23 protein-coding genes are annotated in these 25,710 nt (G+C 62.4%); 9 read left to right on the forward strand and 14 right to left on the reverse strand.

The genetic code is table 11. The features are described 5' to 3' along the window. Positions 1–23: 23 nt before the first annotated feature. From fliP to fliF, 11 genes are all read right to left on the reverse strand, one after another. On the reverse strand, positions 24–824 hold the full coding sequence (fliP, locus tag R2R70_RS06375; protein WP_410977614.1) for a flagellar type III secretion system pore protein FliP: 801 nt from the start codon (positions 822–824) through the stop codon (positions 24–26). After that, positions 821–1,429 carry a flagellar biosynthetic protein FliO gene (gene fliO / locus R2R70_RS06380; protein WP_410977615.1) on the reverse strand — a complete coding sequence of 203 codons (609 nt, stop codon included), beginning with the start codon at positions 1,427–1,429 and terminating at the stop codon, positions 821–823. The genes fliP and fliO overlap by 4 nt, the downstream gene beginning before the upstream one ends. 13 nt (positions 1,430–1,442) lie before the next feature. After that, entirely contained in the window at positions 1,443–1,913 is a 471-nt protein-coding gene (fliN, locus tag R2R70_RS06385) for a flagellar motor switch protein FliN (RefSeq protein WP_107334750.1), read from the reverse strand. Continuing rightward, on the reverse strand, positions 1,906–2,922 hold the full coding sequence (fliM, locus tag R2R70_RS06390; protein ID WP_107334751.1) for a flagellar motor switch protein FliM: 1,017 nt from the start codon (positions 2,920–2,922) through the stop codon (positions 1,906–1,908). Before fliM ends, fliN begins: the two co-directional genes overlap by 8 nt. 6 nt (positions 2,923–2,928) lie before the next feature. Further along, positions 2,929–3,417 carry a flagellar basal body-associated protein FliL gene (gene fliL / locus R2R70_RS06395; protein ID WP_054556624.1) on the reverse strand — a complete coding sequence of 163 codons (489 nt, stop codon included), beginning with the start codon at positions 3,415–3,417 and terminating at the stop codon, positions 2,929–2,931. A 177-nt stretch (positions 3,418–3,594) separates the two neighbouring features. Further along, a complete protein-coding gene (locus R2R70_RS06400) occupies positions 3,595–5,067 on the reverse strand; it encodes a flagellar hook-length control protein FliK (protein WP_410977616.1) in 1,473 nt (490 codons plus the stop codon). Between the two features lie 26 nt (positions 5,068–5,093). Then, positions 5,094–5,543 carry a flagellar export protein FliJ gene (fliJ, locus tag R2R70_RS06405; protein WP_410977617.1) on the reverse strand — a complete coding sequence of 150 codons (450 nt, stop codon included), beginning with the start codon at positions 5,541–5,543 and terminating at the stop codon, positions 5,094–5,096. A gap of 40 nt (positions 5,544–5,583) precedes the next feature. Further along, on the reverse strand, positions 5,584–6,942 hold the full coding sequence (gene fliI, locus R2R70_RS06410; protein ID WP_410977618.1) for a flagellar protein export ATPase FliI: 1,359 nt from the start codon (positions 6,940–6,942) through the stop codon (positions 5,584–5,586). 10 nt (positions 6,943–6,952) lie between these two features. After that, complete coding sequence (locus R2R70_RS06415) at positions 6,953–7,858, reverse strand: FliH/SctL family protein (protein WP_410977619.1); 906 nt, start codon at positions 7,856–7,858, stop codon at positions 6,953–6,955. Positions 7,859–7,882: 24 nt separating this feature from the next. Continuing rightward, a complete protein-coding gene (gene fliG / locus R2R70_RS06420; protein WP_176503331.1) occupies positions 7,883–8,881 on the reverse strand; it encodes a flagellar motor switch protein FliG in 999 nt (332 codons plus the stop codon). Next, positions 8,874–10,652, reverse strand: coding sequence for a flagellar basal-body MS-ring/collar protein FliF (fliF, locus tag R2R70_RS06425; protein ID WP_410977620.1), 1,779 nt, complete (start codon positions 10,650–10,652; stop codon positions 8,874–8,876). The genes fliG and fliF overlap by 8 nt, the downstream gene beginning before the upstream one ends. Positions 10,653–10,921: 269 nt before the next feature. Between fliF and fliE the strand changes: the two genes are divergently transcribed. Then, positions 10,922–11,284, forward strand: coding sequence for a flagellar hook-basal body complex protein FliE (fliE, locus tag R2R70_RS06430; protein ID WP_284726055.1), 363 nt, complete (start codon positions 10,922–10,924; stop codon positions 11,282–11,284). A 205-nt stretch (positions 11,285–11,489) separates the two neighbouring features. Here the strand turns inward: fliE and R2R70_RS06435 are convergent, their stop codons facing one another. Then, complete coding sequence (locus R2R70_RS06435) at positions 11,490–12,779, reverse strand: FliC/FljB family flagellin (protein ID WP_410977621.1); 1,290 nt, start codon at positions 12,777–12,779, stop codon at positions 11,490–11,492. A gap of 426 nt (positions 12,780–13,205) precedes the next feature. Here R2R70_RS06435 and R2R70_RS06440 point away from each other — a divergent pair, with 426 nt between their 5' ends. After that, positions 13,206–13,964: an RNA polymerase sigma factor FliA gene (locus tag R2R70_RS06440; protein ID WP_410977622.1), complete on the forward strand. Its 759-nt coding sequence runs from the start codon at positions 13,206–13,208 to the stop codon at positions 13,962–13,964. Between the two features lie 200 nt (positions 13,965–14,164). Here R2R70_RS06440 and R2R70_RS06445 read toward each other — a convergent pair whose 3' ends face one another. Further along, positions 14,165–15,766 carry an MFS transporter gene (locus R2R70_RS06445; protein ID WP_410977623.1) on the reverse strand — a complete coding sequence of 534 codons (1,602 nt, stop codon included), beginning with the start codon at positions 15,764–15,766 and terminating at the stop codon, positions 14,165–14,167. Positions 15,767–16,505: 739 nt separating this feature from the next. Here R2R70_RS06445 and R2R70_RS06450 point away from each other — a divergent pair. The 7 genes from R2R70_RS06450 to R2R70_RS06480 all read left to right on the forward strand — a co-directional run bounded on the left by R2R70_RS06450 (position 16,506) and on the right by R2R70_RS06480 (position 24,009). Further along, entirely contained in the window at positions 16,506–17,495 is a 990-nt protein-coding gene (locus tag R2R70_RS06450; protein WP_279838796.1) for a DctP family TRAP transporter solute-binding subunit, read from the forward strand. Between the two features lie 232 nt (positions 17,496–17,727). Further along, positions 17,728–18,234 (forward strand): TRAP transporter small permease, encoded by a 507-nt coding sequence (locus tag R2R70_RS06455; protein ID WP_410977624.1) that lies wholly within the window; start codon positions 17,728–17,730, stop codon positions 18,232–18,234. Continuing rightward, a complete protein-coding gene (locus R2R70_RS06460) occupies positions 18,224–19,519 on the forward strand; it encodes a TRAP transporter large permease (RefSeq protein WP_410977625.1) in 1,296 nt (431 codons plus the stop codon). The genes R2R70_RS06455 and R2R70_RS06460 overlap by 11 nt, the downstream gene beginning before the upstream one ends. Before the next feature lie 444 nt (positions 19,520–19,963). Beyond that, complete coding sequence (locus R2R70_RS06465; RefSeq protein ID WP_054556634.1) at positions 19,964–20,206, forward strand: DUF1656 domain-containing protein; 243 nt, start codon at positions 19,964–19,966, stop codon at positions 20,204–20,206. A 105-nt stretch (positions 20,207–20,311) separates the two neighbouring features. After that, positions 20,312–21,292: an efflux RND transporter periplasmic adaptor subunit gene (locus R2R70_RS06470; protein WP_410977626.1), complete on the forward strand. Its 981-nt coding sequence runs from the start codon at positions 20,312–20,314 to the stop codon at positions 21,290–21,292. 3 nt (positions 21,293–21,295) lie between these two features. Further along, positions 21,296–23,545 carry an FUSC family protein gene (locus tag R2R70_RS06475; RefSeq protein ID WP_410977627.1) on the forward strand — a complete coding sequence of 750 codons (2,250 nt, stop codon included), beginning with the start codon at positions 21,296–21,298 and terminating at the stop codon, positions 23,543–23,545. A gap of 140 nt (positions 23,546–23,685) precedes the next feature. Further along, positions 23,686–24,009 (forward strand): hypothetical protein, encoded by a 324-nt coding sequence (locus tag R2R70_RS06480; RefSeq protein WP_054556636.1) that lies wholly within the window; start codon positions 23,686–23,688, stop codon positions 24,007–24,009. A 151-nt stretch (positions 24,010–24,160) separates the two neighbouring features. Here R2R70_RS06480 and R2R70_RS06485 read toward each other — a convergent pair whose 3' ends face one another. Continuing rightward, a complete protein-coding gene (locus tag R2R70_RS06485) occupies positions 24,161–25,549 on the reverse strand; it encodes a GntP family permease (protein WP_410977628.1) in 1,389 nt (462 codons plus the stop codon). Positions 25,550–25,710: the final 161 nt, after the last annotated feature.

Here is a 25,710-nt window from a genome sequence, read left to right on the forward strand (position 1 = left end):
ACAGCGTGATGTCTGGGCCTGGCTCAGTAGAAGCTCTCGGCCAGCGACCCCAGCAGCAGCTGCCAGCCATCGACCATCACGAACAGCATCAACTTGAAGGGCAGCGAAATGGTGGCGGGTGGCACCATCATCATCCCCAGCGCCATCAGCACACTCGCCACTACCAGGTCGATGATCAGGAAGGGCACGAACAGACTGAAGCCGATCTGGAAGGCGGTCTTCAGCTCGCTGGTGACGAAGGCCGGCAGCAGCACCCGCCACGGCACGTCCTGCGGGGTCTGGATTTCCTCGACCTTGGCCAGGCGCGCGAACAGCGCGATATCCGGCTCGCGCACCTGACCGAGCATGAAGTCGCGCAGTGGATCGCCACCGCGTTCGATGGCTTCCTGCAGGCTGATGGTCTGGCTGTCATAGGGTTGCCAGGCTTCGTCGTAGATGCGCTCCAGCACCGGCGACATCACGAAGAAGGTCAGAAACAGCGCGATGCCGACCAGCACCTGATTGGGCGGCGCAGACGCGGTGCCCAGCGCGGTGCGCAGTAGGCCCAGCACGATGATGATGCGGGTAAAGGCACTCATCATCAGCAAGGCTGCCGGCAGCAGGGCGAGGCCACTGAGCAGGATCAGCGTCTGGATATTCAGCGACCAGGACTCGCCGCCGTCCGGCAGTGGCTGGCTGGTCAGGCCGCTGAGCACATCGGCATGCGCCGATTGGCTCGTCAGCAGGCATGCCGACAATGCGATCAATAGCCCTGTCAGCAGCTCTCTTGTCTTCAGCCTTCCTGCTTTCTTCAAGCCCGGCGACAACCTCACCAGCCACGTCATGAGCGAGGCTCCGCGTCATCTGTCTTGTCTGAGGTAGTAGTTTGCGTCACATCAGAGGGCGTCGTGGCAGCCGACGAGCGTCTGGCAAGACGATCGCGCAGCAGCTCGGCGAAGCCGGCCGCGGCGCCGCTCCCGCCTGTTGCGGAGGCAGGCGAGGCCAGCGATGCGTCGTTCGGAGTGCTGCCATCGTCTGCGGGCACCAGGCCGCCATTCTCGGCCGTCAGCTCACCGAGGGAGGTGATGCCCGCCGGCCCGACGCCCAGCAGCAATTGCTGGTTGCCCACCGCTACCACCACCAGGCTCTGCTTGTGACCCAGCGCCAGACGCGCCAGCGGGCGCAGGGCAATGCGATTGCTGCGCAGTGTCTGGGCACCCCCGAGCGTCTTCATCAGCCATGCCAGCAGCAGAATCACGCCGATCACGGCGGCAAGCGCCAGCCCGGTATTGACCAGGCTGGCCGCGCCCAGCGGTGAGCTGTGGCCTGTGTCGGCAGTCAGGTTTGCGTCGCTACCGAGAAAGGCCGGTGACGGCGCCTGGGTGGTGGCGTTGGTATTGGGGCTGGCATCCGGCAGCAAGATCGCGCCGTCAGGGGCATCGGGGGTCATGACAGGAACAGCCTTAGCGGTTGAGCTTCTGTACCCGCTCATTGGGGGTGATGATTTCCGTGATGCGGATACCGTACTTGTCCTCGACCACGACCACCTCGCCCTGGGCGATCAGATAGCCGTTGATCAGGATGTCCATCGGCTCACCGGCCAGGCCATCCAGTTCGATCACCGAGCCCTGCGACAGCTCCAGCAGCTGCTTGATGGTCAGGCGCGTGCGCCCCAGCTCCACGGTCATCTTGACCGGGATGTCCATGATCATGTCCAGCTCGCGCGGGCGTGCGCCGCCACCGCTGCCATCGAGGGGCTCGAAGATGTCGCCGCCCTGGGGGGCAGCCTCGCTCTGCTGTTCTTCCAGCGCCTTGGCCCACTCGTCGCCCATCTGCTCGGTCATCGCATCGGCCCAGGGGTCGTCAGTGCCGGATGTCGGGGAATTCGGGGTGGCCTTGGGCGCGGGCGCGTCTGGCGAATTGGGCTCACTCATCGCCGCTGTCCTCGCTGGCAGTGTTGATCGGATGATTGATGATGCGGGTCACGCGCAGGGCGCGGTGGCCATTGGCGCGACCGAAACCGGCTTCGAGCACCGGCACATTGTTGACGTAGGCGTTGACGCGCTCGGGCTTCTCGATGGGCAGCACATCGCCCACGGCAAGTTCGGCCAGCGCGCCCAGCGTGGTGGTGATGCTGGCAAAGTCGGCGTGCAGCTCGACATCGGTGGCGCGCACTTCTTTGCGCAGGCGCTCGCCCCAGCGACTGTCACCCTCGGCGCTGGTTTCCTGCAGCGGGCTCGAGAGCAGCTCGCGGTGCGGCTCGATCATCGAGTAGGGCAGGCAGATCTGGAAGTCGCTGCTGTGATTGCCGACCTCCAGATGGAAGCTGGTGCACACCACGATCTCGTTGGGAGAGCTGGTGATATTGGCGAACTTGACCTGCATCTCGCTGCGCAGATAGTCGGTTTCCACGGCATAGACCGCCGACCAGGCGTCGCGGTAGGCATTCAAGGCCAGCTGCATCAGGCGCTGGATGACGCGTTGTTCGGTGCGTGTGAATTCGCGACCCTCTGACTTGGTCACGAAGCGGCCATCACCACCGAACAGGCTGTCGACCACCATGAACACGAGACTGGGCGGAAACACCAGCATCGAGGTACCGCGCAGCGGCTTCATGGTGAACAGGTTGATGTTGGTCGGCACCGGCACGTTGCGGGAAAATTCGTTGTAGCTCAGGAACTGCACCGGCCCGGCAGTGATATCGGCGCCGCGGCGGATCAGGTTGAACAGCCCCATGCGGAACTGGCGGCTGAAGCGCGAGTTGATGATATCCAGAGCATGCAGGCGATCCCGGATGATGCGGTGCTGGCTCGCCGGGTCGAAGGGGCGAATGCGCGCTTCGCCGGGCGTGCTCGAGGCGTCAGCCGTCGCACCGCTGTCACCGTTCACGCCGGAGAGCAGAGCATCGATTTCGTCCTGTGACAGCAGATCGTCTTGAGCCATGGCCAGTTATTGCACGATGAAGTCGTTGTACAGCACGCCGGAGATGGCCAGTGGCTGGCCGCCTTCACTGTAGGGGCGCGAAAGCGCCTCGGTCAGAGTGCTCTGTAGCGTCTGCTTGCCGGCCTGGGTGATCAGCTCATCCGGGCTCTGGCCCGACAGCAACAGCAGCAGACGACTCTTGAGTTCGGGCTTGAGTTCTTCCACACGCGCCACCGCGTCCTGGTCGGCCATCTTGAGCGTGATGCCGATATAGAGCAGGCGATTGCCGCGCGGGCTTTCCAGGTTGACCGTGAAGGGCGCCAGCGGCATGAAGACCGGCGGTGGCACGACCACGACTTCCGGCTCGGCGTCCTGTGCGGCCTTCTGATCACTGAGCATCGGCAGTGCGAAATAGACGGCCACTAGCGCCGCGATCACGGCACTCATCAGGCTGATGACCCCGATCAGCAGCCAGGAGCGACGCTGACTGGCGGGGGTGGTGATAATCGTTGACATCGTGGTGCGGTGTCCCTGGAGTCGGTAGCGGGGCCAGTATGACCGAAGGCGTGGTGATCGAACGGCGGAATAACGCCACGTGCGAGCGCTTACTTGAATGATGACGCGCCAGGCGGACTCATCTGACAGCTACCTGACGGGGCCGCTGACACAAGCACCTGGCAAGCGCCAGGCCCATCATGCCTGCCATTCACGCTGCCCCCAGGCTGCCTGGGATGCACTTGCAAGATTGCCTGTGAGATTGCTTGTGAGATTGCTTGTGAGATTGCCCGCGGCGAGGCTTCCCTCCATGGCGTCAGCGCTTGTGCTGGCATCACTCGCCGGCTGACCCTCTAGGTGCTGGGCGAACTGACCCTGATTGGCCGAGTTGTCCGCCGCCTCGTCCGGTGTGTCGCCCGGTGTGTCGTCCTGAGCACTGAAGCTGATCGCCATCAGCTCGTGCCCTTGGGATTCCAGCGCCTGACGCAGCTCGCTCAGGGATGACTCGACAGCCGAGCGCACCTGTTGGTGGCCCGCGACGAAGTGCGCACTGGTGCCCTGTTCGCCGATGTTGAGGCGAATGGTCAGCTTGCCCAGGTTGGCCGGATTGAGCGCGATCTCGGCCTGTGGTGACTTGCTCAGCTGCATGCGTACCACCTGCTCGCTGAGTGCCTGTTGCCAGGCCTGAGTGCCGACGCTTGCGGGAATCAAGGCTCCCGTCTGTGATGCCATGCCCGCTGGATTGGCTGTTGGACTGCCTGTGGCATTGAGCATGGCGGCGCTGCCTGCAGCGGTCGAACTCGACGCGCCGGCTGACACGCCAGCAGATGACGCACCCGAGAGCTGGGACTGATCGCCACCGCTACGTGAAGAATTCGCATCAAGCAGGGCGCCGTCGGCCTTGGCGGTGACGCCTTCAATGGCCTCCTCGGTCAGCGGGCCTAGCGCGCCATCCGTCAGTGAGGAGGGCGCATCCGTGCTCAGGCTGCCTGCCGCTGTCGCGGAGCTCCTGTTGCTGGGCGACTGATCCGCAATGGCGCCATCCAGTCCCGCCGCCGCAGGATTGCGCAGCGCGTCGATCCAGTCACCTTGCAGCGTCGTGCTGCCCGAGGTAGAGAGCGCCTGCGCCCCAGCGGGCGTTGTCGCTGCCGCTTTCAGCGCTGCCTCGTCGCTGCCAGAGGCGCCTTGGCCGCCTTGCGTGAGTTGCTGCAGCTGTTGCATGCGCGAGATGCCGCGCTCGACGCTGCTATCCAGTCGTGAGGTCTCAAGTGGCTGCGCTGATGGCTGTCCTGCTGTCTGGCTTGCCGATGAGGACTGGGCAGGCGGGAGGTTGCCATTCTGGAGGGCGGTAGTGGCGGGGTCCGGCACGGGTGAGGTGTCTGACGATGCTGCCTGAGCCTGCTCGAGGTGCTGCGCATGCTTGTCTTCAGCCGCCTCGCGACGCTCGACACGCTGCTGCTGTGCGTCTTTCGTTTCTGTCTGTATCGCTTGCCTGTCCTGCTGGCGATCCTCACGCTGGGCGCGTGACAGATGTGCCTCGAAGGCGCTCTCAGAGGAAGCCGAGCTGACGTCGTCGCGCGAGCGAGTCTCCTCAGTGGAGGCCTTGGCGCTGGTCGGCGTCCTGGTTGGCGAGGTGGCCGACAACATCGAGATGCGTGCAGTGTCCGTCATGGTGTCACTCCTCCGACTGGCCGTCTTCAGCCATTGGCACGGCGTAACCAGGCCTGGGTGGCTTGCTCATCGCTCTGGCGTTGCTCGGCGGTACGTGTCTGCAGCGCGGCGCTCAGGCTGGCGCGATCCGCCAGGCCCTGCCAGGCCGCGTGGGTCTGCTGTTCCTTCACCAGTCGCTGATGCTGATGGTGCGTCTGGGTCTGTTCCTGGGCTACCCGTGCGCGACATTGGGCAATCGCCTTGTCCAGCGAGACGATGAAGGCCTGATAGTTGTACCAGCTGGCCGGGTCCAGCCCCTGAGTCAGGCGTGTCTGCATCTGCTGGCAGTAGTCGAGACGGTATTGCTCGAGGGTGACCAGTTGCTGGGCGGCGGTTTCCTGACGCTGACGCTGGCTGGTGAGCTGACGCGCAGCGCCATCACGCCGGCGCTCGCTCAGCTGGGTCAGGGTGTCGAAGCGTGACGATGAGATGGCCATTCAGTGAGAATTCCCGATCAATGACAGGTGAAGGCGGCCATCATGGCTGGGCCAGCAGTTGTTCGAGCATGTTCGTACTATCGGCAAGACTTGCGTGCTGTGTAGTGCCTTGTTGCAGGAAACGTCCCATCGGCTCGTGCAGGCGCACCGCGGCGTCGAGCACCTTGTCGTTGCCGGGCTGGTAGGCGCCGATGGCGATCAGGTCCTGATTGCGCTGATAACTGGAATAGAACTGCTTGAAGCGACGGGCGCGGGTGAGCTGCCGCTCCGGCGCCACCGCCGACATCGCGCGGCTGATCGAGGCTTCGATATCGATGGCCGGGTAGTGGCCACTTTCCGCGATGCGCCGCGACAGCACGATATGTCCATCCAGAATCGCGCGGGCACTGTCGGCGATGGGGTCCTGCTGGTCATCGCCTTCGGTCAGCACGGTATAGAAGGCGGTGATCGACCCGCCGCCACGCCGGCCGTTGCCGGTGCGTTCCACCAGCGCCGGCAGCTTGGCGAAGACCGAAGGCGGATAGCCCTTGGTGGCCGGTGGCTCGCCGATGGCCAGGGCGATCTCGCGCTGGGCCATCGCGTAACGGGTCAGCGAATCCATGATCAGCAGCACATTCTGGCCCTTGTCGCGCAGGGACTCGGCGATGCGCGTTGCGTAGCTGGCGCCCTTGAGGCGATGCAGCGGCGTCATGTCGGCCGGCGTGGCCACGACCACGGCGCGCTTGAGGCCTTGTTCGCCGAGAATGTTCTCGATGAATTCCTGCACCTCGCGTCCACGCTCGCCGATCAGGCCGACTACGATCACATCGGCATCGGTGAAGCGCGCCATCATGCCCAGCAGCACACTCTTGCCGACGCCAGAACCGGCGAACAGCCCCATGCGCTGGCCACGGCCGACGCTCAGCAAGGCGTTGATGGCGCGAATGCCGACATCCAGTGGCGTGTCGATGGGCGCGCGCTCCAGCGGGTTGAGCGGACGGCTCTCCAGCGGTGCATGCTCGACATCTTCCAGCGGGCCGAGGCCATCCAGCGGACGGCCCACGCCGTCGACGACCCGTCCGAGAAGCGCTTCGCCGACCGGATAGCGTCGCTCGCCGACATTGCCATGCCCGAGGGGAAACACCCGCGCCCCCGGTGCGACGCCACTGAGCGGGTCGATGGGCATCAGGTAGAGGGTCTGATCGGCGAAGCCGACCACCTCGGCCTCGGCCGGCGGCAGGTTCGCGCCCAGCTCGACCAGACAGCTGGCGCCCACCGGCAGGCGCAGGCCGACCGCTTCCAGCACCAGGCCGGTTGCGCGCACCAGGCGGCCATTGCTGCGCTGGGGGTCGAGGCTCTCGACGCGCTCACGAATGGCGCCCAGCGCGCTGCGCCATTGCTGTGCGGAAGAGGTGCTCATGGCGTGTCACTCATGTGCGATCTCCTGCCAGCTCAGTGAGTGCCTGATCTGGCTGTGCATGTTCTGACGACTGGCGTTGCACGATGCGCGAGCCGCTGGCCTCATCCTTGCCATGCAGGCTGCCGTCGGCGCTGCCGCGATGGCGCAGCTGGCGTGACAGCATCTCCAGGCGGCTTTCGAGGCTGGCATCGTGACAGCCGCTGTCGGCTTCGGCGCGACACCCGCCGAGGCTCAGGCTGGCATCCGGCAGACATTGCCAGCCCAGCTTGGCGAGCTGTTCGCCCATCGCCTGCTCGACGCGCGGCAGGTCGTCCGGATTCAGGTAAAGACGCGGACGGCCGATCAGCGGCGGATCCGCCGCCAGCAGGCTGCGCACGCTGTCGATGATGTGCTCTGGGTGGGCACGAAATGCCTCACGGGCCAGATGCTGACCGACGCTGATGGCCAGTGCCGCCAGTTCATCGCTGATCTGCTCATCCAGGCATGCCAGTGACTGCTGCAGGTTCTCGATCAGCGGTGCCAGCTGGGCGGCCTGTTGCTCAAGCGCCTGCTGGGCGGCCTCGGCCTGACGCGCCGCCTGCTCGGCGGCTTCCTGCCTTGCACGCGCCAGACCCGCTTCATAACCGGCTTTCTCACCCGCGGCATAGCCCTCGTCACGCGCCGCCTGTTGCTGCTGTAGCGTCTCCTGCTCGAAGGTCGAACGGGCACGCTGCGCCATGCGCCGAATCAGGCCGACATCCGGCGCCGCAGTGTGCGGTATGCCGGCTTGAAAGCCGCCACCCGACTGGGGCGACGCGGGCTTGCCATCCAGCGCGTCAAGTTCCAGCGGCTGCCACTGATGCATGTCATCGCTGCCTGCCACGTTGCGCTCGGCCCACGGGTCAGGCGCGTCATGATGCGGATCAGAACTGGACATGGTCCTCACTAGACATGGTCCTCATTAGACATAGTCCTCGCCACCGCTGTTGATCACGATCTCGCCGCTGTCGGCCAGTCGACGCACCGTCTGCAGGATGCTCTTCTGCTCGGCTTCCACTTGGGTGACGCGCACCGGCCCGCGCGCCTCCATGTCATCACGCAGCATCTCGGCAGCACGCTGCGACATGTTCTGCAGGAATTTCTGGATGATCGCCTCGGGGGATCCCTTGAGCGCCGTGACCAGCGTCTCGTTGTCGATTTCCTTGAGCAGCAGCTGGATGGAGCGATCCTCGAGTCCGACCAGGTTCTCGAACACGAACATCTCGTCGATGATCTGCTGCGCCAGACTCTCGTCGTGGTTGCGCACCGCCTCGAGGACCTGCTCTTCCTGCTGTCCCGGCATCAGGTTGAGTATCTCGGCCGCGGTGCGAATGCCGCCCATCTTGCTGCGCTTGAGGTTCTGCCCGCTGAGCATGTTGCTCAGCACTTCGGTCAGCTCCTGCAGGGCCGCCGGCTGCACGCCACTGAAGGTGGCGATACGCAGCAGCACATCGTTGCGCAGGGTGTCGGAGAAATGCTCGAGAATCTGCGAGGCCTGATGGCGCTCCAGATGCACCATGATGGTGGCGATGATCTGCGGATGTTCGTCGCGGATCATCTCGGCCACCAGCGGTGGCTCCATCAGGTTCAGCGTCTCGATGCCATTGTTCTGACCGGAGCTCTCGTAGATATCTTCGAGCAGCGAGCTGGCGCGCTCCTGCCCCAGCGCCTTCACCAGCACCGAGCGGATATGGTCGGTAGAGAGCAGATTGACGGCGCTGAACTGCTCGCTGTCGGCGTGGAATTCCTCCAGCGTCTTCGCCATCTGCTCCTGGGTGACCTGCGGCATGTTGGTCATCGTCGCGCTGAGCCGTTGGATCTCCTGGGCAGACAGGAACTTGAAGACCTCTGCGGCGCTGTCCTCGTCGAGGCTCATGATCAGGGCCGCGCTGCGTTCCATGCTTGTCAGTGTCTTACTCATGGTGACTCATCCAGTTCTTGAGGATCATGGCGACCATGCGTGGGTCATCGCGGGCCATGTCACGTGCATCCTTGAGGTTCTGCTGATAGGTGGTAGGCGTGCGCGGGCCACTGGCCGGCGCTGTCTGGCTCGCCATCATGCTGCCCAGATCGCCATTGGCCGTCGCCAGACCAGACTCCATGCCGCCGATGCCACCCACTGCGCTGCCGGCGGTCGCTGTGCCGGGCGGCTGACCGATGGTCTGGTATGCGTCCTGCGGACGCAGCAGCGGCTGCAACAGCGGACGCAGCAACTTGCGATACAGCAGCCAGGCGATGAAGCCGATGATCAGGTAGCGGCCAAGCTCGATGGCCAGCGCCTGCATCTCGGGATTGTTGAGCCACTTCTCCCACCACTGCTGTGGCGGGCCGGCGTTCTGCTGCTCGGCGGTCATGAAGGGCGCATTGATCACGCTCAGGCTGTCGCCACGCTCGGCATTGAAGCCCATCGCCTCGCGCACAAGCGAATCGATCTGTGCCAGCTGGTCGTCCGCCAACGGTTCGCTGGTCGGGTTGCCGTCACTGTCCATGATGCGACGGTGATTGATCACCACTGCCACCGAGAGATTGTCGAGGCGTCCCAGGCGCGCACGGGTGTGGCGCACGCGCTTGTTGACTTCATAGTTGATGGTGCTGCTGCGCTGATAGTTGCTCAGACCGCTGGCCGCGTCGTCAGTCTGTGTGGTGCCGTCACCATTCGCCGCGTCATCGGCATTGATGGGCGAGGCGGCAATCCCCGGGGGCGTGTTGGAGAGGGCGCCTGGCACGCCGCCGATGCCGAGCATCTCGCCGGCGCCGGTATTGTTGAGCTGTTCACTGCGCACCGCTGCGCTGCCCGGTTGCTGGTTGGGCGTGTAGTGCTCTTCGGTCTCTTCGGCGTGGGAGAAATCGAGCTGGGCGCTGACCTCGGCGCGGAAATTGTCGCGTCCCACCAGTGGCGTCAGCAGGGCATTGATGCGCGATTGATAGCTGCGCTCCAGTGCCTGGGCATATTCCAGCGCGCTGCCATCGAGATTGAGTGCATCGCCTGCCGGGCGCGACAGCGGATTGCCGTCCTGGTCGACGACGGTGATGTCTTCGCTGGCCAGGCCCTGCACGCTGCCGGCCACCAGATGCTGGATGGCCTGGATCTGACGTGCCTTGAGCTGCTGGCCGCCCTTGAGCTCTACCACCACGGAAGCGGTCGCTGGGCGGCGCTCGCGCACGAAGACGGAATCTTCCGGCAGTGCCAGGTGCACACGGGCGCTGGACACCGGCTCGAGGCTGGCGATGGTGCGCGACAGCTCGCCGGACAGGGCGCGCTGATAATTGACGTGTTCGGTGAACTGGCTGATGCCGAAGGCCTGGGTATCCATCAGCTCGAAGCCGGAACCGCCCTGACTGGGCAGGCCCTGCTGGGCAAGTGCCAGACGCAGGCGATAGACATCTTCCTTGGGGACCTCGACAGTGGCGCCTTCATTGCTCAGCCGATAGGGCACGCCGGTCTGCTCCAGCTGCGCGACGATCTCGCCGCCTTCGCTGGCGGGCAGATCACGATAGAGCACACTCCACTGGGTGCCAGCGCCCCACAGCAACAACGCGACGATGACAGCCACGCTGAAGGCGGCCGCCATGATGAGCGGTAGACGTGGCAATGCCGCCAGGCGCGCCAACAAGGGGTTGGCTGGCTTGTCCGATGATTCTGACGTCGTCGAGGTGCCCGACTGGGGCGCTGTCTGGCTGGGTGTACTCATGCAGATGTCCGATAAGCGCCGTGGTCTGAACTCGCAGCGGGTGATTCCAGCAAGCAGGGCGAAACATGAAAACGATGGATCAACAATGTCGCGTTTCGCAGCGCCTTCTTGCGTAGGCTGGCCATTATCGAAGCTGGGCGCACATCCAATCAGACGAATAGCGTCGCAAAACAGGGGTATTAGTCACTTTCAGCCGCTCGACTGACTGGTAGTCTGAGCCCCACTGAAAGCGGCAGACGAATGGCGCACGTTGAGAAAGGAGAGGCGAGATGGCGATTGAGGCAGTCGGCGCGGCGATGTCATCCGCGATGACGGGCAGTCTGCAGCAGCTCGATCAGATGGCGGCGCAGGCGGCCGGAAGCAACGCTCAGTTGGCGGGCGCAGTGTCAGAGGCCAGTGGCACAGATGCACAGGGCTTTGCCGGCATGCTCAAGGATTCTCTGGCGCGCGTCAGCCAGTCACAGCAGGTCGCGGCAGGCCAGGCCAGGGCCTTCGAGCTGGGCAGTCCGGATGTCAGCCTCGATCAGGTCATGGTGGCGGGCCAGAAGGCCTCACTGGAATTCGAGATGACCGTACAGGTGCGCAACAAGTTGCTCAGCGCCTACAAGGAAATCATGAACATGGCGGTGTGATTCATGTCCACATTCCAATGAAAAAGGGCAGACGCGATGCGTCTGCCCTTTTTTATTTGCTGCTGCTGGATATCGCTGGCGGAGGTTGAAATGCACGAGCGCTGTTGACTAAAAGGACCAATATCAACAAGGCCACTATCCTCTGCCAGCGACCGGCCTGCCACTCTTGCTGAATGACAGGCCTATGCAGCATGCGAGCCAGAGATCAGCCCAGCAGTGACAGCACGCTCTGCGGCACCTGGTTGGCCTGGGTCAGCATGGAAGTTCCCGCCTGCTGCAGAATCTGTGCAGTGGTCATGCTGGAGACTTCTTCCGCGTAATCGGCATCCTGAATACGCGACTGGGCAGAGGCCAGGTTTGTTTCAGTGGTTGCCAGGTTGGTGATGGCAGAGTCGAAACGGTTCTGCACGGCACCGAGGTCGGAACGCATGCTGTCTACTTGCTTGAGTGCGTCATCGATTGCGGATAGTGGATCAACAGTCTTGCTGTCAGTACTTAGTTCTTTGCCCACAGTTACTACGCCAGTTGAAGAGTCAATGTTGGCTTCATAATATTTCGTATTACCAGCCTCATTGGTATCTGTAATGACATAGTCTGGAGAGCCATCAGCAGTGTCTTTATAGTCGTTTAGTGTTTGTCCACTTTTCAAGGCGGACGTGTCTACGGAAATTTCAGATTTTATGGTTGTGATTTCTTCATCTGTATTCAGGCTTGTGCTAGATGTATCTATCTCTGTAGTTGATGAATCCCATGCTACACCACCAGAAGCGTCTATAGTAGCACCGTAGTATTTGCCGTCACTTGCTTTAACAGCGTATCCGGTACCATCTGTGTACTGATAAACTCCCTCGCTAGTTTGAGCGCTGTTTGTATCTGTAGCGACGTTAAGGGTTAACTTACTTCCAGCATTGACATTTGCTCCATCGGCTGTTTCGGTGGTATCAACTTTGGAAGAATCAATGCCGTCTGCAACACGAAGGCTATCTAAGCCAAGTGTTTCTGAATTGACCTTTTGAAGATCTATTTCAATAGTCTGCCCATCCTCAGCACCGACTTGAATGCTGAGGGCATCATCGCTCTTCAATACATCAATACCATTAAAGCTCGTCTCTTCAGAAATACGATCGATTTCGTCAAGGCGCATGGTAATTTCGTCTTGGATGGAGCTCAAGTCATCTGCATTGTTGGTTCCATTGGCTGCTTGAACAGTCAGCTCACGAACTCGCTGCAAGTTATCGTTGACCTGATTCAAAGCGCCTTCAGCGGTCTGTGCGACAGAGATGCCGTCGTTGGCGTTACGCTGTGCCTGGGACAGGCCGGTGATCTGGGAGTCCATGCGGTTGGCGATGGCCTGGCCGGCGGCGTCGTCCTTGGCGCTGTTGATACGCAGGCCGGAGGAGAGACGTTCCATAGAGGTGTTCAGGGCGTTCTGGGACTGATTCAGGTTCTGCTGAGTCACCATGGAAAGCGTGTTGGTATTGATCACTGAAGCCATGTGTCACTTCCTGTCGTAATGGGGAGATAGATGGCGTGTCGCCAGTAACGACTCCTGTGCCGTTGCTTCAGTTATCGTCGCGGCGCGACAGAACTTTAGAAATTTTTTGCGTCCTTTTGACCATTCTCATTCTGGCTTTCCTTACGCGCTCTCCTTACGGGCGCTCCTCGTGACATTCTGTCGACCGGCTGGCGGGGGTTGTGCATGTCTCGTCTTCCCTCACTGTCTCTTTACGTCTGCCTTCATCTCTGCCTCCCCGAGGCGGAGTTGCGACGTAAGGCAGGAAAGCCGTCGCTGAGGGTAGCTATTCGAGCGAATGGTTTGTGGCGGGGGCGCGACAATACGCTGGGAACAGGAGTCCCGAGGATGGGGGCACGACCCTGAGTCAAACGACCCCGAGGGATGCAAGCGAGGACCAGGACGCCGATGTATACCGCCAATGGGCGCATGGCCCAGCAGGATATCTACACCGAGTATCAGCCGCTGGTGCGCCGCATCGCGCTGCAGTTGCAGGTGCGCTTGCCAGCCAGTGTCGATCTCGAGGATCTGATTCAGGCTGGCATGTTGGGGCTGTGTGAATGCGTGGGCCGCTATGAGCAGGGCCACGGCGCCAGCTTTGCCACCTATGCCAGTCAGCGCATCCGCGGCGCGATGCTCGATGAGCTGCGCTCGCGTGACTGGTTGCCACGCAGTGTGCGACGGGCCGGGCGCGAGCTTGAGAGCGTGATCCAGCAGCTGGAGCAGAGCCTGGGCTATCCGCCCGAGGAGACCCAGATCGCCGCTGCCATGGGGCTTGAGCTGGAGGACTATCGCCGCCTGCTGCTGGACACCAACAACGGCATGGTGATGTCGCTGGACGAGATGATGGATGAGGAAGGCGGGCTGGCGGGTGGTTATGCCTCGCCTGAAACGACGCCCTTCGCCACGCCGTTTGCCTTGCCGCATGATGCCCTGGAAGAGGCCGATACGCGGCGCGCCTTGAATGAGGCCATCGCGCGGCTACCGGAGCGCGAGAAGCTGTTGATGGCGCTCTATTATCAGGAGAAGCTCAACCTCAAGGAGATCGGCGCGGTACTCGATGTCACCGAGTCGCGTGTCTCGCAGCTGCATTCCCAGGCCGTGCGTCGGCTGCAGGGTGTGCTGGCACCGCATCTGGTGGCGCGGGCGGGCAAGCGTCGTCGCTGAGTCTCTATCCTGAGCCTCTATCGTTGTGAGCCTTCTTCGTTTCCCCGAGCTTTATCCTCTCGCTGAACCGTCTTGCTGTTACGCCTGCCTTCTTTCTCCTATCTCAGTTTCTCCTGTCTCAGTTTCGCCCGCCCCAACCAAGAACACCGCCCTGAGAGGCGGTGTTCCTGTCTATCACTCGAGCATGTCGTCAGACGTGATCAGTAGCTCTCACGCTCCGGTTCCGACTTGACGCGGCGTTCCTCTTCGCTGAGGTGCTGGGCCTGTTCGTCGATATGGCCATCCAGATGCCAGTCGTCTTCCATGCCGGTGACGCGGTCGTTCATCACGCCTTCCTCATTGTCGACCTGCTGCACGACACCTTCTTCTGATTCAGAGGAGGTTTCCTGTTGCTGGGCAGCGAGTTCTTCTTCGCTCGGTTCAGGCTCAGGTTCGGCATCGAAGTCGAATTCCAGCTGACCGGTTTCCGGCTCGGTGATGGCTTCCTCGACCCAGGCGGCGCTCAGCGGACTGGTGGTGGAGGGCGCCACCACATAGTGGCCGGGGTGATCACCTTCTTCGGCATCCAGTTCCTGGCGCGGCTTGCTGGTGACACTGGCGGCCAGAATCACGATCAGCACGTGAATGGCGGTCAGGGTATAGAGGAAGCCGACGGCCCCGAAGCGCTCCATCAGCAGACCCGCGGTGAGCGGGCCCAGAATCGCGCCCGCGCCATGCATCAGCACCAGCGTGCCGCTGGCGGAGATGATCTGTGGCGTGGTCAGCAGGTTGTTGGCCGCCGCCAGGAACAGCGAGTACTGGGTCAGGATCAACCCGCCGAGACCTGCACCCATCAGCGCCATGGTCAGCATGCTGCCACCACTGAACGGCACGCCACCGATGGACAGCGCGATCGCCCCGAGACTGCAGCCCAGAATCACCTTCTTGGCCGAGAGCTTGTCGGAGAGCTTGCCCAACGGCCATTGCAGCAGGGCGGCACCCAGAATGAAGGCGCCCATGAACCAGGAGACTTCCTGCACCGGCAGGCCGGCGCGGTCGGCATACACCGCGCCCATGCCGAAGACGGTGCCGTTGGCGATACCGGTGGCGAAGCCGCCCAGGGTGCCCAGTGGTGCCAGGCGCAGCAGACGAACGATCCCCATGGCCTCCGGCTGCGCGCCTTCCGGTTGTGGTGAGGCGGACAGCAGCATCGGCACCAGCGCCAGCGACATGATCACCGACACCAGGATGAACAGCAGATAGGTATCCGGGTTGGCGACGTTGAGCAGCAACTGGCCGCCGCCCATGCCCAGATAGGTGATCACCATGTAGATGGCCAACAGACGGCCACGCATCTGGTTGGTCGCCTGGCTGTTGAGCCAGCTCTCCGCCACCACGTAGAGGCCGGCGAAGGCGAAGCCGGTGATGAAGCGCATGGCGATCCACACCTCGGGCACCACATAGAGTGCGTGGATCAGGATGCACACCGAGGTGATGGAGGCCAGCGCCGCGAAGGTGCGCACATGGCCGACCCGGCGCAGCTTGCGGGGTGCAAGTGTCGAGCCGAGCAGGAAGCCGGCGAAGTAAGCCGACATGATGATGCCCGTCATGGTGTTGCTGAAGCCTTCCGAGGAGGCGCGAATCCCCAACAGACTGCCCTGCAGTCCGTTGGCCAGCATCAGCATCCCCATTCCCAGCAGCAGCGACCACAGAACGACCGCTGCGCCGAGACTGCTGGTCGGCTGCAGTCGTTTGCGCGAGGTGTCGAGCGGCTCGGTCTCGAAGGTGGGAGTGGGTATGGCTTCCTGCTGGGGGTTCGGCATGGAAGGGGGCCTCATCGGTCAGGGTCGGGACCGTGGGAGCGGTGCCGACGAGATGTCAGGTACGACACTTGCGTGCGTGATGTTGGTCAGTCGTGGTCGGTCCTTGCGGGAACGGCGCTCAGTCTACCGACCGAATCCGGAGTCTGCGACCCGTGGTGCGCCATTGTGTGGTTGAAAGGCGACATATCGTGAAATTTGTCTCAAGGATGTAACGGGGTGTATGAATATACAGTATCTCGTGAAATCCTGACCCGACTCGGACTCGGGACACGCTGGCGCTGTAAAAGCACGGCATCTCGCAAAGGGCAATATCGTCAAACTCCCTGCTGGCGGGGCCTGCGCGAGGGTTGGCACTCTTGAGTCGCTGGGCACACTCCTTGGCAACACACGCTGATGACACCACATGGTCGAGCGTTTCGTACGCAAGAGGTCTCGGAAAACCCGAGGGGTGGATGAATATACAGTCATCGGTAATGCAGCGAGTTAGCATGTGAGCGTCGAAAAAGCGCCGATCTGTCGCATGGTCGAATGGTCAGCGACCAAAGTAGATGCGAATCTGCCTCTGGACACACTCAACAACATCATAATCAAGAGGTTATTCATGACCCTGACCGCTGCACACGCCAACGCTGGCCCCGCCTCTCGTCATCTGCGTCACCGCTGTTCGGATCATTCTCCGGCTCTTTCTCAAAGCCATACCGCGCGTTCGCGTGTCGCTGCCACGGGGCGCTCTGTCCTGATGGCTGGCGTGCTTGGCCTGGCCTTGCTGTCACCGCTGATGGCCAGTGATGCCGAGGCGCGTGAGCTTTCCGTCTCCACCGTGCTGTCGGATGCCTTCCCGTGGGGCCAGGCGGCCGAGAAGTGGGCGGAGCTGGTAGAGGAGCGCTCCGGTGGCGAGCTCACTCTGCGTGTCTATCCGAATGCCCAGCTGGTGGCGGGAGACCAGACCAAGGAGTTCTCGGCCATGCGTCAGGGGCTGATCGATCTCGCGGTGGGCTCGACCATCAACTGGTCGCCCCAGGTGCCGGAGCTCAACCTGTTCTCGCTGCCGTTCCTGATGCCGGACCACGCCGCCATCGATGCGCTGACCCAGGGCGAGTCGGGCAAGCAGGTCTTCGCCGCCATCGAGTCCAAGGGCATCAAGCCGCTGGCGTGGGGCGAGAACGGTTTCCGTGAGGTGTCCAACTCCTCGAAATCGATTACCTCGCCGGACGACCTGAAGGGCCTGAAGATTCGCGTGGTGGGCTCGCCGCTGTTCCAGGATACCTTCACGGCGCTGGGCGCCAACCCGACCCAGATGAGCTGGGCGGATGCCAAGCCGGCACTGACTACCGGCGCAGTGGATGGGCAGGAGAACCCGCTGTCGGTGTTCGATGTCGCGCGCATCGATCAGGTCGGTCAGACCCACCTGACCCTCTGGCACTATATGGCGGACCCACTGATCTTCGCCGCCAACCAGCGCGTGTGGAAGTCGCTCAGTGAGCAGGAGCGCACTCTGCTGACCGAGACCGCCAAGGAAGCGGGTGCCTGGGAGATCGCCATGAGTCGTGAAGGCAATGCCCAGCGGCTGGCGGACATCGAGGCGCGCGGCGTGAATGTCGTCAAGCTCGATGAGGATGCGATGCAGACCTTCCGTGACGCCACCCAGTCGGTCTACGCCAGCTGGACACCCAGGATCGGCGAGGCGCTGGTCGAGACGGCACGTGCCGAGGTCGAGGCCTCGCGCTGAGTCGGCCAGGGCCATCATCGCCGCTGCTCACTGAGCAGATGACATCGGGAATAATGCGGTCTGTGCGCGTTATTGAGTGAAGAACCACGCCGGGGCCTGACAGCCTCGGCGTTCGTGTGGATCGCGTGTCATGTCGCAAAAGTCGCAACAAACCCCTCAACAAGCATCACCACAAACCTTGCAAGACGGCGTCAACGGAGCGCCTGCTCCCGCAGACAGGCCACCGCCACGCGTGCGGCCGGAATCCTGGCTGGCGGCGTTGGCGCTGGGGCTGATCGGTATCATCAGTCTGGCCAATGTGGTGGTGCGCTACGCCACCGATGCCTCCTTTGCCTTTACCGAGGAATTCTCGGTCTTCCTGCTGGTGTTGTTGACGCTGGCGGGCGCCTCGGTGGCGATTCGCCGACAGGCACATATTCGTATCGCATTGCTGGAAGACGTGCTGCCGTTGCCGCTCTGGCGACTGGTCGTGGTAGTGCAGACCCTGGCGGTACTGGTCGTGCTGGGGCTGGTGGTGTGGTTCGGGGGCACCTTCGCGCTGGAGGAGTATCAGTGGGACTCGCTGTCACCGGGGTTGGGCCTGCCCAACTGGTGGTACGTGATCTGGCTGCCGATATTGGCGCTGGCGATGGCCTGGCGTCAGCTGCAGCAGTGTGTCGAGCGTCTTGCGCAAGGGCCTGGGCAGGGGCCCGGTCAGAATGCGTCGCCGGAGCACAAGGAGTCAGATCATGAGTCCTGATCTCTGGTTGCTCGCAAGCTTCGCCGCGCTGTTGATTCTCGGCGTGCCAGTCGCCTTCGCGCTGGGGCTGTCGGGGGCGGTGGGTATCGTCGCGGGGCTGCCGGTCAGCATGCTGGCCACCCTCGGTACCAACACCTACAACAGCATTGCCAAGTACCCGCTGATCGCCATTCCGCTGTTCATCCTGACAGGTCTGGTGTTCGAGCGTGCCGGAGTGGCGGCGCGGCTGGTGCGCTTCGCCCAGGCGCTGATCGGTCCTCGGCATGGCGGTCTCGCGCTGGTGGCGGTGCTGGTGTGTCTGATCATGGGCGGCATGAGTGGTTCCGGCCCGGCGGATGCCGCCGCGGTGGCGATGGTGATGATCCCCAGCATGACGCGGGCGGGCTATCCCAAGGCGTTCTCGGCGACGCTGATTGCGGCCTCGGCCTCCACGGCGATCCTGATCCCGCCGTCCATCGCGCTGATTCTTTACTCCATCGTGGTGCCCGGGGTGGATCTACGTGCGCTGTTTGCCGCGGGTCTGATTCCGGGGCTGCTGGTGGGCGTGGCCTTGCTGCTGCCGGCCTGGATCCTCTCGCGTCGCTATTGCTGGGAAGACCCGACTCAGGTCGAGCGTATCGCGCTGGGTCCGGCGTTCCGCTCGGCGATCCCGGCCCTGCTGGCGCCGGTGATCATCCTCGGCGGGCTGCGCTCAGGCCTCTTCACCCCCACGGAAGCGGCGGTGGTCGCGGCCGCCTATGGGCTGTGTGTCGGGCTCTTCATCACTCGCGAACTCAAGCTCTCTCAGGTGTGGGAGCTGCTCAGAGAGGCGGCCGTGATCTCCGGTGTGGTGATGCTGATCATCGCGCTGGCGGGCATATTCGCCTGGGCTGGCACCATGCTGGGCACCTTCCGACATCTGGCCGAATGGCTGATCACACTGTCGGATAGCGGAACGACGCTGCTGATACTGGTGATGGTGGCGGTGCTGATTGCCGGGATGCTGCTGGATGCGGTCTCCATTTACCTGATCCTGATGCCGGTGCTGATTCCGGTGATGCAGCACTTCGGCTGGCATCCGGTGTGGTTCGGTATCCTGCTGGCGATGAATATCGCGATCGGGCAGTTCACCCCGCCAGTCGCGGTCAACCTGATGGTGACCAGTAGCGTGGCCGGAGTAAGACTCGAGAAGACGGTCGGGTGGGCGATGGTCTTCGTGGTGGCGATGCTGGCGGCGCTGGCGGTGGTGATGCTGTTCCCTGAGCTCGCCTTGTGGCTGCCACGCGTGCTCGGCTACGCGGTGTAGTTGACCCTCACGATCATCACTTGATGTCTTCACTGTGCGAAATGAGACGGCTTGCCTTATGGGTAAGCCGTTTTGCGTTTCAGGCCACCTTGGCCGCTGCTACCACCTGAATACCTGGTGTCCAGGCTGGTTGTGCCGGTTAGCGCTCAGCCAAATGGTGAACGGATTCTGGTCGCGCGCTGTGCAAGGAATGGGGTGATTCTTCTCACGCAACGGTGTAGGCCGGCGAAAAATGTTAGCCTGCATATATTCTCAGCGATGACGCTGCCCTCAAGATTCGCGCAGTGGAACAGTTCACCCGCGGGCCTTGAATGCACGCCAGGCAGCCACCATCGTTGAACGCTGATTGCACGCATGGCAGTGGGGTCTCAGATCTCGCATAAAGAAAGCCCGCTATCGCATACGCAAGCCAGCTCTCGCACAACGCAAGTCAAGGACATCTCGATGAAGGAAATCGCCGCAGGCAATGATGTTACGTCTGGCTTCAATGCGCTGCATGAAATGGTGGTCGGGGAATTCCTGATCAGCCCGATGCTGGTCTATGCGCTGGTCGCCCTGCTGGCGGCGGGTCTCATACGCACGCTGTTGCATCGTCTGCTGGCCAATCACGAGCTCTGGTTCGAGGCCTGGTTCGATATCTCGCTGTTTGTCATCTGTCTGGCGGCGGTGGTGGCCCTCGTGACCTGACGTACGTCATTGCCCCAGCGTCTCGCCATTCGTCATCTCGATTTCCCCGCGAACCCTTTCGCGGCACCCATTTCCTCCAGCCCCTCTATCCCCCAAGGAAACCGCATGCGCAACCTGCGACAGAAAGCCGTCAAATGGATCATCACTCTATGTCTGGTGGCGGCTGCAGCCTGGTGTGCGGTGTGGCTGTGGAATACCTACATGTACAGTCCCTGGACGCGTGACGCCCGGGTGCGCGCCGAGGTGATCACGCTGAGCCCGGATGTCTCCGGCTGGGTGCGTGAGCTGAACGTGGCGGATACCACGCGGGTCAAGGAGGGGGATGTCATCCTTCAGGTCGATCGTGCGCGCTATGAGGCGGCGCTTGCCAAGGCCGAGGCCAGTCTCGCCAGTGCCAAGGCGACTCTGAGCCTCAAGGAGCATGAATCCAATCGCCGTGGTCGCTTGACCAATCGTGCCATCAGCGAGGAAGAGCGCGACAGTGCGCGTCTGGAGGCCGAGGTCGCCCGCGCTGATGTGCAACAGGCCGAAGCCGCGGTGCAGTCCGCGCAGCTGGATCTCGATCGCACGCGTCTGGTGGCGCCCGCCGACGGTAGCATCCTCAACATGCACCTCAGTCAGGGCAATTACGTCACGGCAGGCACGGCGGTGATGGCGCTGATCAAGGACGACTCCTTCTACCTGAGCGCCTACTTCCAGGAGACCAAGCTGCAGCATGTGCGTCCGGGCGATCCGGTCCAGATCACGCTGATGAGCGGCAATGAAGACTTCAAGGGGCGAGTCGTGGGGATAGGCCAGGGCATTGCCGATGACAATACCGCGACCAATGCCCAGCAGCTGCCTCAGGTCAGTGCCACCTTCAGTTGGGTGCGTCTGGCGCAGCGCATTCCGGTGCGGGTGGAGTTCGATGATATCGAGGCGGTACGTGCCTCAGGTGTCAATCTTGCTGCCGGGATGACGGCGAGTGTCAGGCTGATCACTGCGGAAGATGGCAATGATGAGGCGACGCAGGCCAAGGCGGCACCTGTCGAGGCGAAACCGGTCGAGACAGCTCAGGCCGTCCAAGACGCAGACGGGAAGCACTGATTCATGTCTCCCGCTCTGGCCGCCTTCTTAAGGCCTTCGCCGTTCGCGCTCAAGTTCGCCACCAAGGGTGTGCTGGCGATGGCGCTGGCCCTCTACGCCGCCTTCTTCTTCGATCTCGATCGACCCTATTGGGCGCTGATCTCGGCGGCGTTTCTGCAGACACGTCCGATGTCGGGCATGGTGGTCGAGAAGGGCATCTGTCAGGTCACGGGTACCTTCGTCGGAACCTGTGTGGCCGTGGTGATCATGGGCTGCTTTGCCCAGGTGCCGGAACTGGCGCTGGGTTCGGTCACGCTGTGGATCGGGCTATGCATCTATGGCGCCTCGTTGACGCACAACAATCTGTCCTATGGCTGTGTGATGGCGGCGGTGGCCTGCATGATCATCGTGGTGCTGACGTCCTCGGCGCCGGATGACTTCTTCTCGGTGGCGCTGGCACGTCTCAGCGAGCTGAGTCTGGGCGCGCTGTGTGCTGTCGTCGTGAGTGCGCTGGTCTGGCCGATACGCGTGCGGGATCATCTCGGCCAGCTTTCGGACACGGCGGTGAATGCTACCTTCCGTTATATGGCGCTGGCCTTCTCGATGCCGCTCGAGCAGGACAGGGCCGTGAACCGAGATACTGCCGGTCAGTCACAAGGTCATTCACAAGACCTGTCACAAGCTCAGCAACGTGAACGCATGGCGATGCTCGAGCAGATGATGACCGGGCTGGATGCGCTCAACAATCTCGAGATCGACGCCCACTCGGCGCGTTATGAAGGCCCCCAGGGCAAGGGGCGAATTCGCGGCGTGCACCTGCTGACACGGCGAAGCATGCGTCTCTACGCGACCCTCAAGGCCCTGCACCAGCTGCGCCATCCCGAGTTCTTTGTGCCATCACAGCGCGATGACGGTAAGCCGAGCGCACCGACGGGTGAGCTGAACCAGACCCACAGACAGGAAGCCGAACGTTTCAGTCAGCCGACGCAGGACCTGATGCAACGCCTGGGCGCGGCCTTTCAGAGCATGGCCGACAATCAGGGCACGGCCCAGGCGCGCAAGACGCTCAAGGAGCTGCGTGGGGAATGTCTGCGCCTGTCACGCGGTCAGCGAAGCATCACCGCACTGGAAGCCCGGCTGCTGTTCAGTCTGCGTGAGGTGCTGGGGCATGCGCTGGTCATCCTGCAGGCACGCGAGGTCATCAATCATCCCGGCCGTCATCAGCTGCGTCAGCCAAGCATGAGCTGGCACCGCGATCACGGACGTGCCGCCATCGATGCGCTGCGCGCGATGGCCATCTTCAGTGCCACGGCGATCTTCTGGCTTGCGACGGCGTGGGACAACGGGGCGGTGGCCATGCTGCTGGGCACGCTGTTCTCGGGTATCTTCGTCAGTCGCGGTGATCCGGCACCGATCATTCCGATGGTGCTCAAGGGCTTGCTGCTGGCGGTGCCGAGCGTATTGCTGTTCGGCAATGTCATGCTCAGTCACGCCCAGCACTTCGTGCCCTTCGTGATCATCTTCAGTATTCCCCTGTTCCTCGGCTTGATGGGCTCCGTCGTGCCTGCGCTGGCGGGGATCGCCTTGCCCTTCGTGGTGTTCAACATTCTGCTGGTGATGCCGGACAACGGCATGACCTTCGATGTCGCCTACACCCTCAATCGGAGTCTGGCGGCCGGGATCGGTCTGATCGTGACCATCATCGGTTTCCGCCTGATTCCCGTGCCGGGGGCCGGCTGGGACAAGCGCCAGCTGATTCGCGCTACTGCGAGTGATATTCGTGAGCTGGCGGAACGCTCCACCGAGCGCCTGGACAGCTGGTTCGGCGGGCGCATGGGCGACAGGCTGCTGCGTCTCGCCCGGCATGAACAGACTCGCAGTCGTGAACAGGAAGCGCGTCGCAGTGGCGAGAATGCAAGTGGTCAGCCGGATGATGCTCAGCAGCAAGTGCTCGGCATGCCGCTTCTGACGCTGGGGCTGACAGGGATGGATATCGGACGCGGCATAGGCTTCGTGCGGCGGGAATTGGGCAACGATGTGCCACGCCCGGTACAGCACGCCTTGCGCGAATTGATCCATGCGCTGGCGGATGATTATCAGCGCTGTGCCCGAGGAGAGAGTCCCACCAGGATGCGGGCGGCCGGCGACCGATTATGCGAAGTGATCGAGCAACATCGCACCATGAGTCGGCATAAGCAGGCGCTGCTGGCGGGCTGGCTGACGCGAGTTCAGCTAACCTTGCAAAGTGATGCCCTGCGCCAACAACGCAGCTGATATTGCGTCAATGAGCGCCACATGCAGGTTCCAACAAAATGTTCTTATAAACCGGCCCGCAGCATATCTTCTGCGCTATGATAAGAAGGTCAGCTCAAAAATGAGCGAAATGTATTAGCGCCTTACTGTAGGAGAGAGCCATGGCTTTCATGAACGATATCAGCAACAGTGGGCGCAATGTTCCCGAGCGTTTTCGGCGCGTGACCTTCACGACGCAATATCTGCATGAGTTGAATCTCTATGTATTGCCGGCAAGCGAGGTATTGTTGCGCATCTCTCAGGCGGGCGAGGACCTCATGCTGCTGCAGTTCGACGATGAGTTTCATGCCGAATTCATTGCCTCGCGTATCGTCGAGTGGGTCGCCGAGAATCCCGGCGCCGACCGCGATGACCTGACGCTGTGGATCAAGACGCGGGCACGCCATGAGACGCTGGACCCGAAGCGGGCTCACCACGTCTATTGAGGTGTCAGCGCGTCGCTTGCCAGCATGATTGCTCAACAAGAAGGCCACCCGAATGGGCGGCCTTCTTGTCATTGGCCTTCTTGTCATAGGCCTGGCGTCATTTTGCTCCACTCATGTTCGAAAACTTCCCACTGTTGTGGAGCTTCAGGGCTCAGAAGCTGCCGACCAGGCTGCCCAGGGTCACGACCGCAATCAGGGCCAGCATCGGGAAGGCGACCGTCATCATGAACATCTGGCCGTAGGACTGGCGATGAGTCAGCTTGCAGATCGCCAGCAGGGTGATGACCGCGCCGGAGTGCGGCAAGGTGTCCATGCTGCCCGCCGCCAGCGCCGCCACGCGGTGCATCAGTTCCAGGTCGATGCCGGCATTGACGGCCATCTCGCGGTAGGTCTCGCCCAGAGTCGACAGCGCAATGCTCATGCCGCCGGATGACGAGCCGGTGATGCCGGCCAGCACATTGACTGCTACCGCTTCCGAGATCAGCGGGTTGGCCGGATACAGGCCGAGCACCGCCTCCTTGACCATCGCGAAGCCGGCCAGGCTGGCGATCACCGCGCCATATCCCACCTCTGAGGCGGTATTGAAGACCGGCAGCATGGCGCCGAAGCAGCCATTGTTGACGGTGGTCTTCAGGTCGGCCCACTGCTTCCAGCGTGAGATGACCAGCCAGGTGGAGGCGAAGGCCAGCGCGATCAGGATCGACCACATGCCGGTGGCGCCCGCCGGGTCAAGCTCCGGGAAGGCCTCGCTCAGGTAGGAGAAATCGATGCGCGGGAAGACGAGATAGGTCAGCAGGGCATTCAGGCCGATGACCATCACCAGCGGAATCAGCGCCGTGATCATGCCCATCTGTGCGGCGGGCGCCGGGGATTCCTCAAGCGCTTCGTCCTTGTGGACCCCGTAGCCTTCCCCCTGTGCCTGAGCCTTGCCGGCACGTCCCTTCAGCCACCAGGTACCCAGCCCCAGCATGATCAGGCCTGCGATGATGCCCAGGCCTGGCGCCGCGAAGCTGTTGGTCTGGAAGTAGGGGATCGGAATGGCGTTCTGGATGGCAGGCGTGCCGGGGAGTGCCGTCATGGTGAAGGTAAAGGAGCCGAGGGCGATGGCCGCAGGCAGCAGTCGCTTGGGCGTGCCGGTGCGCTGGAAGAGCTGGGCGCCAATCGGATAGACGGCGAAGGCGACCACGAACAGCGAGACGCCCCCATAGGTGAGCAGTGCACAGGCCAGCACCACGGTCAGGATCACATGGCGTGTCCCCAGGCGTTTGACCAGATCTTCGGAGATGGCATGCGCGGCCCCGGAATCGGCCATCAGTTGACCGAACAGGGCGCCGAGTATGAACAGCGGGAAGAACTTGGCCAGATAGCCGCCCAGCTGACTCATGAAGGTCACGGTGTAGCTGGGCAGCAGGGCGGCTGCATCTCCTGACAGGACGACGGCGAGGGCGGCCATCAGAGGGGCGAGCAAGAGAACGGTGATACCGCGGTAGGCCAGGAACATCAGCAGCCCGAGCGATATCAGAATGGCAAGAATACTCATGGGGGTATCTCGTAGTTGGCGTTATCGTAGTCGTGGGTCGTCTGCCATTGACGACGGTTGTCCTGTCTACAGGTGCGTGGCCTGTTGTTTTTGCTATTTATTGGCTTATATACAGAGACATCCAGCACACTAGAGATTGTCTGACATGAGAACAATGCGCC

Origin of the sequence: Cobetia sp. SIMBA_158 (assembly GCF_046566945.1) — a bacterium.
In the GTDB taxonomy this organism is placed as follows: Bacteria; Pseudomonadota; Gammaproteobacteria; order Pseudomonadales; family Halomonadaceae; genus Cobetia; species Cobetia amphilecti.

Excerpts from the sequence above, each read along its gene's own strand:
- R2R70_RS06400 (WP_410977616.1), bottom strand. The coding sequence starts at position 5,067 with ATGACGGACACTGCACGCATCTCGATGTTGTCGGCCACCTCGCCAACC.
- R2R70_RS06435 (WP_410977621.1), bottom strand. The coding sequence starts at position 12,779 with ATGGCTTCAGTGATCAATACCAACACGCTTTCCATGGTGACTCAGCAG.
- R2R70_RS06415 (WP_410977619.1), bottom strand. The coding sequence starts at position 7,858 with ATGTCCAGTTCTGATCCGCATCATGACGCGCCTGACCCGTGGGCCGAG.
- R2R70_RS06480 (WP_054556636.1), top strand. The coding sequence starts at position 23,686 with ATGGCTTTCATGAACGATATCAGCAACAGTGGGCGCAATGTTCCCGAG.
- R2R70_RS06465 (WP_054556634.1), top strand. The coding sequence starts at position 19,964 with ATGAAGGAAATCGCCGCAGGCAATGATGTTACGTCTGGCTTCAATGCG.
- fliF (WP_410977620.1), bottom strand. The coding sequence starts at position 10,652 with ATGAGTACACCCAGCCAGACAGCGCCCCAGTCGGGCACCTCGACGACG.
- R2R70_RS06440 (WP_410977622.1), top strand. The coding sequence starts at position 13,206 with ATGTATACCGCCAATGGGCGCATGGCCCAGCAGGATATCTACACCGAG.
- fliM (WP_107334751.1), bottom strand. The coding sequence starts at position 2,922 with ATGGCTCAAGACGATCTGCTGTCACAGGACGAAATCGATGCTCTGCTC.
- fliJ (WP_410977617.1), bottom strand. The coding sequence starts at position 5,543 with ATGGCCATCTCATCGTCACGCTTCGACACCCTGACCCAGCTGAGCGAG.
- fliN (WP_107334750.1), bottom strand. The coding sequence starts at position 1,913 with ATGAGTGAGCCCAATTCGCCAGACGCGCCCGCGCCCAAGGCCACCCCG.
- R2R70_RS06460 (WP_410977625.1), top strand. The coding sequence starts at position 18,224 with ATGAGTCCTGATCTCTGGTTGCTCGCAAGCTTCGCCGCGCTGTTGATT.
- fliI (WP_410977618.1), bottom strand. The coding sequence starts at position 6,942 with ATGAGCACCTCTTCCGCACAGCAATGGCGCAGCGCGCTGGGCGCCATT.
- R2R70_RS06485 (WP_410977628.1), bottom strand. The coding sequence starts at position 25,549 with ATGAGTATTCTTGCCATTCTGATATCGCTCGGGCTGCTGATGTTCCTG.
- fliO (WP_410977615.1), bottom strand. The coding sequence starts at position 1,429 with ATGACCCCCGATGCCCCTGACGGCGCGATCTTGCTGCCGGATGCCAGC.
- R2R70_RS06470 (WP_410977626.1), top strand. The coding sequence starts at position 20,312 with ATGCGCAACCTGCGACAGAAAGCCGTCAAATGGATCATCACTCTATGT.
- fliG (WP_176503331.1), bottom strand. The coding sequence starts at position 8,881 with ATGAGTAAGACACTGACAAGCATGGAACGCAGCGCGGCCCTGATCATG.
- R2R70_RS06475 (WP_410977627.1), top strand. The coding sequence starts at position 21,296 with ATGTCTCCCGCTCTGGCCGCCTTCTTAAGGCCTTCGCCGTTCGCGCTC.
- R2R70_RS06445 (WP_410977623.1), bottom strand. The coding sequence starts at position 15,766 with ATGCCGAACCCCCAGCAGGAAGCCATACCCACTCCCACCTTCGAGACC.
- fliE (WP_284726055.1), top strand. The coding sequence starts at position 10,922 with ATGGCGATTGAGGCAGTCGGCGCGGCGATGTCATCCGCGATGACGGGC.
- R2R70_RS06450 (WP_279838796.1), top strand. The coding sequence starts at position 16,506 with ATGGCTGGCGTGCTTGGCCTGGCCTTGCTGTCACCGCTGATGGCCAGT.
- fliP (WP_410977614.1), bottom strand. The coding sequence starts at position 824 with ATGACGTGGCTGGTGAGGTTGTCGCCGGGCTTGAAGAAAGCAGGAAGG.
- fliL (WP_054556624.1), bottom strand. The coding sequence starts at position 3,417 with ATGTCAACGATTATCACCACCCCCGCCAGTCAGCGTCGCTCCTGGCTG.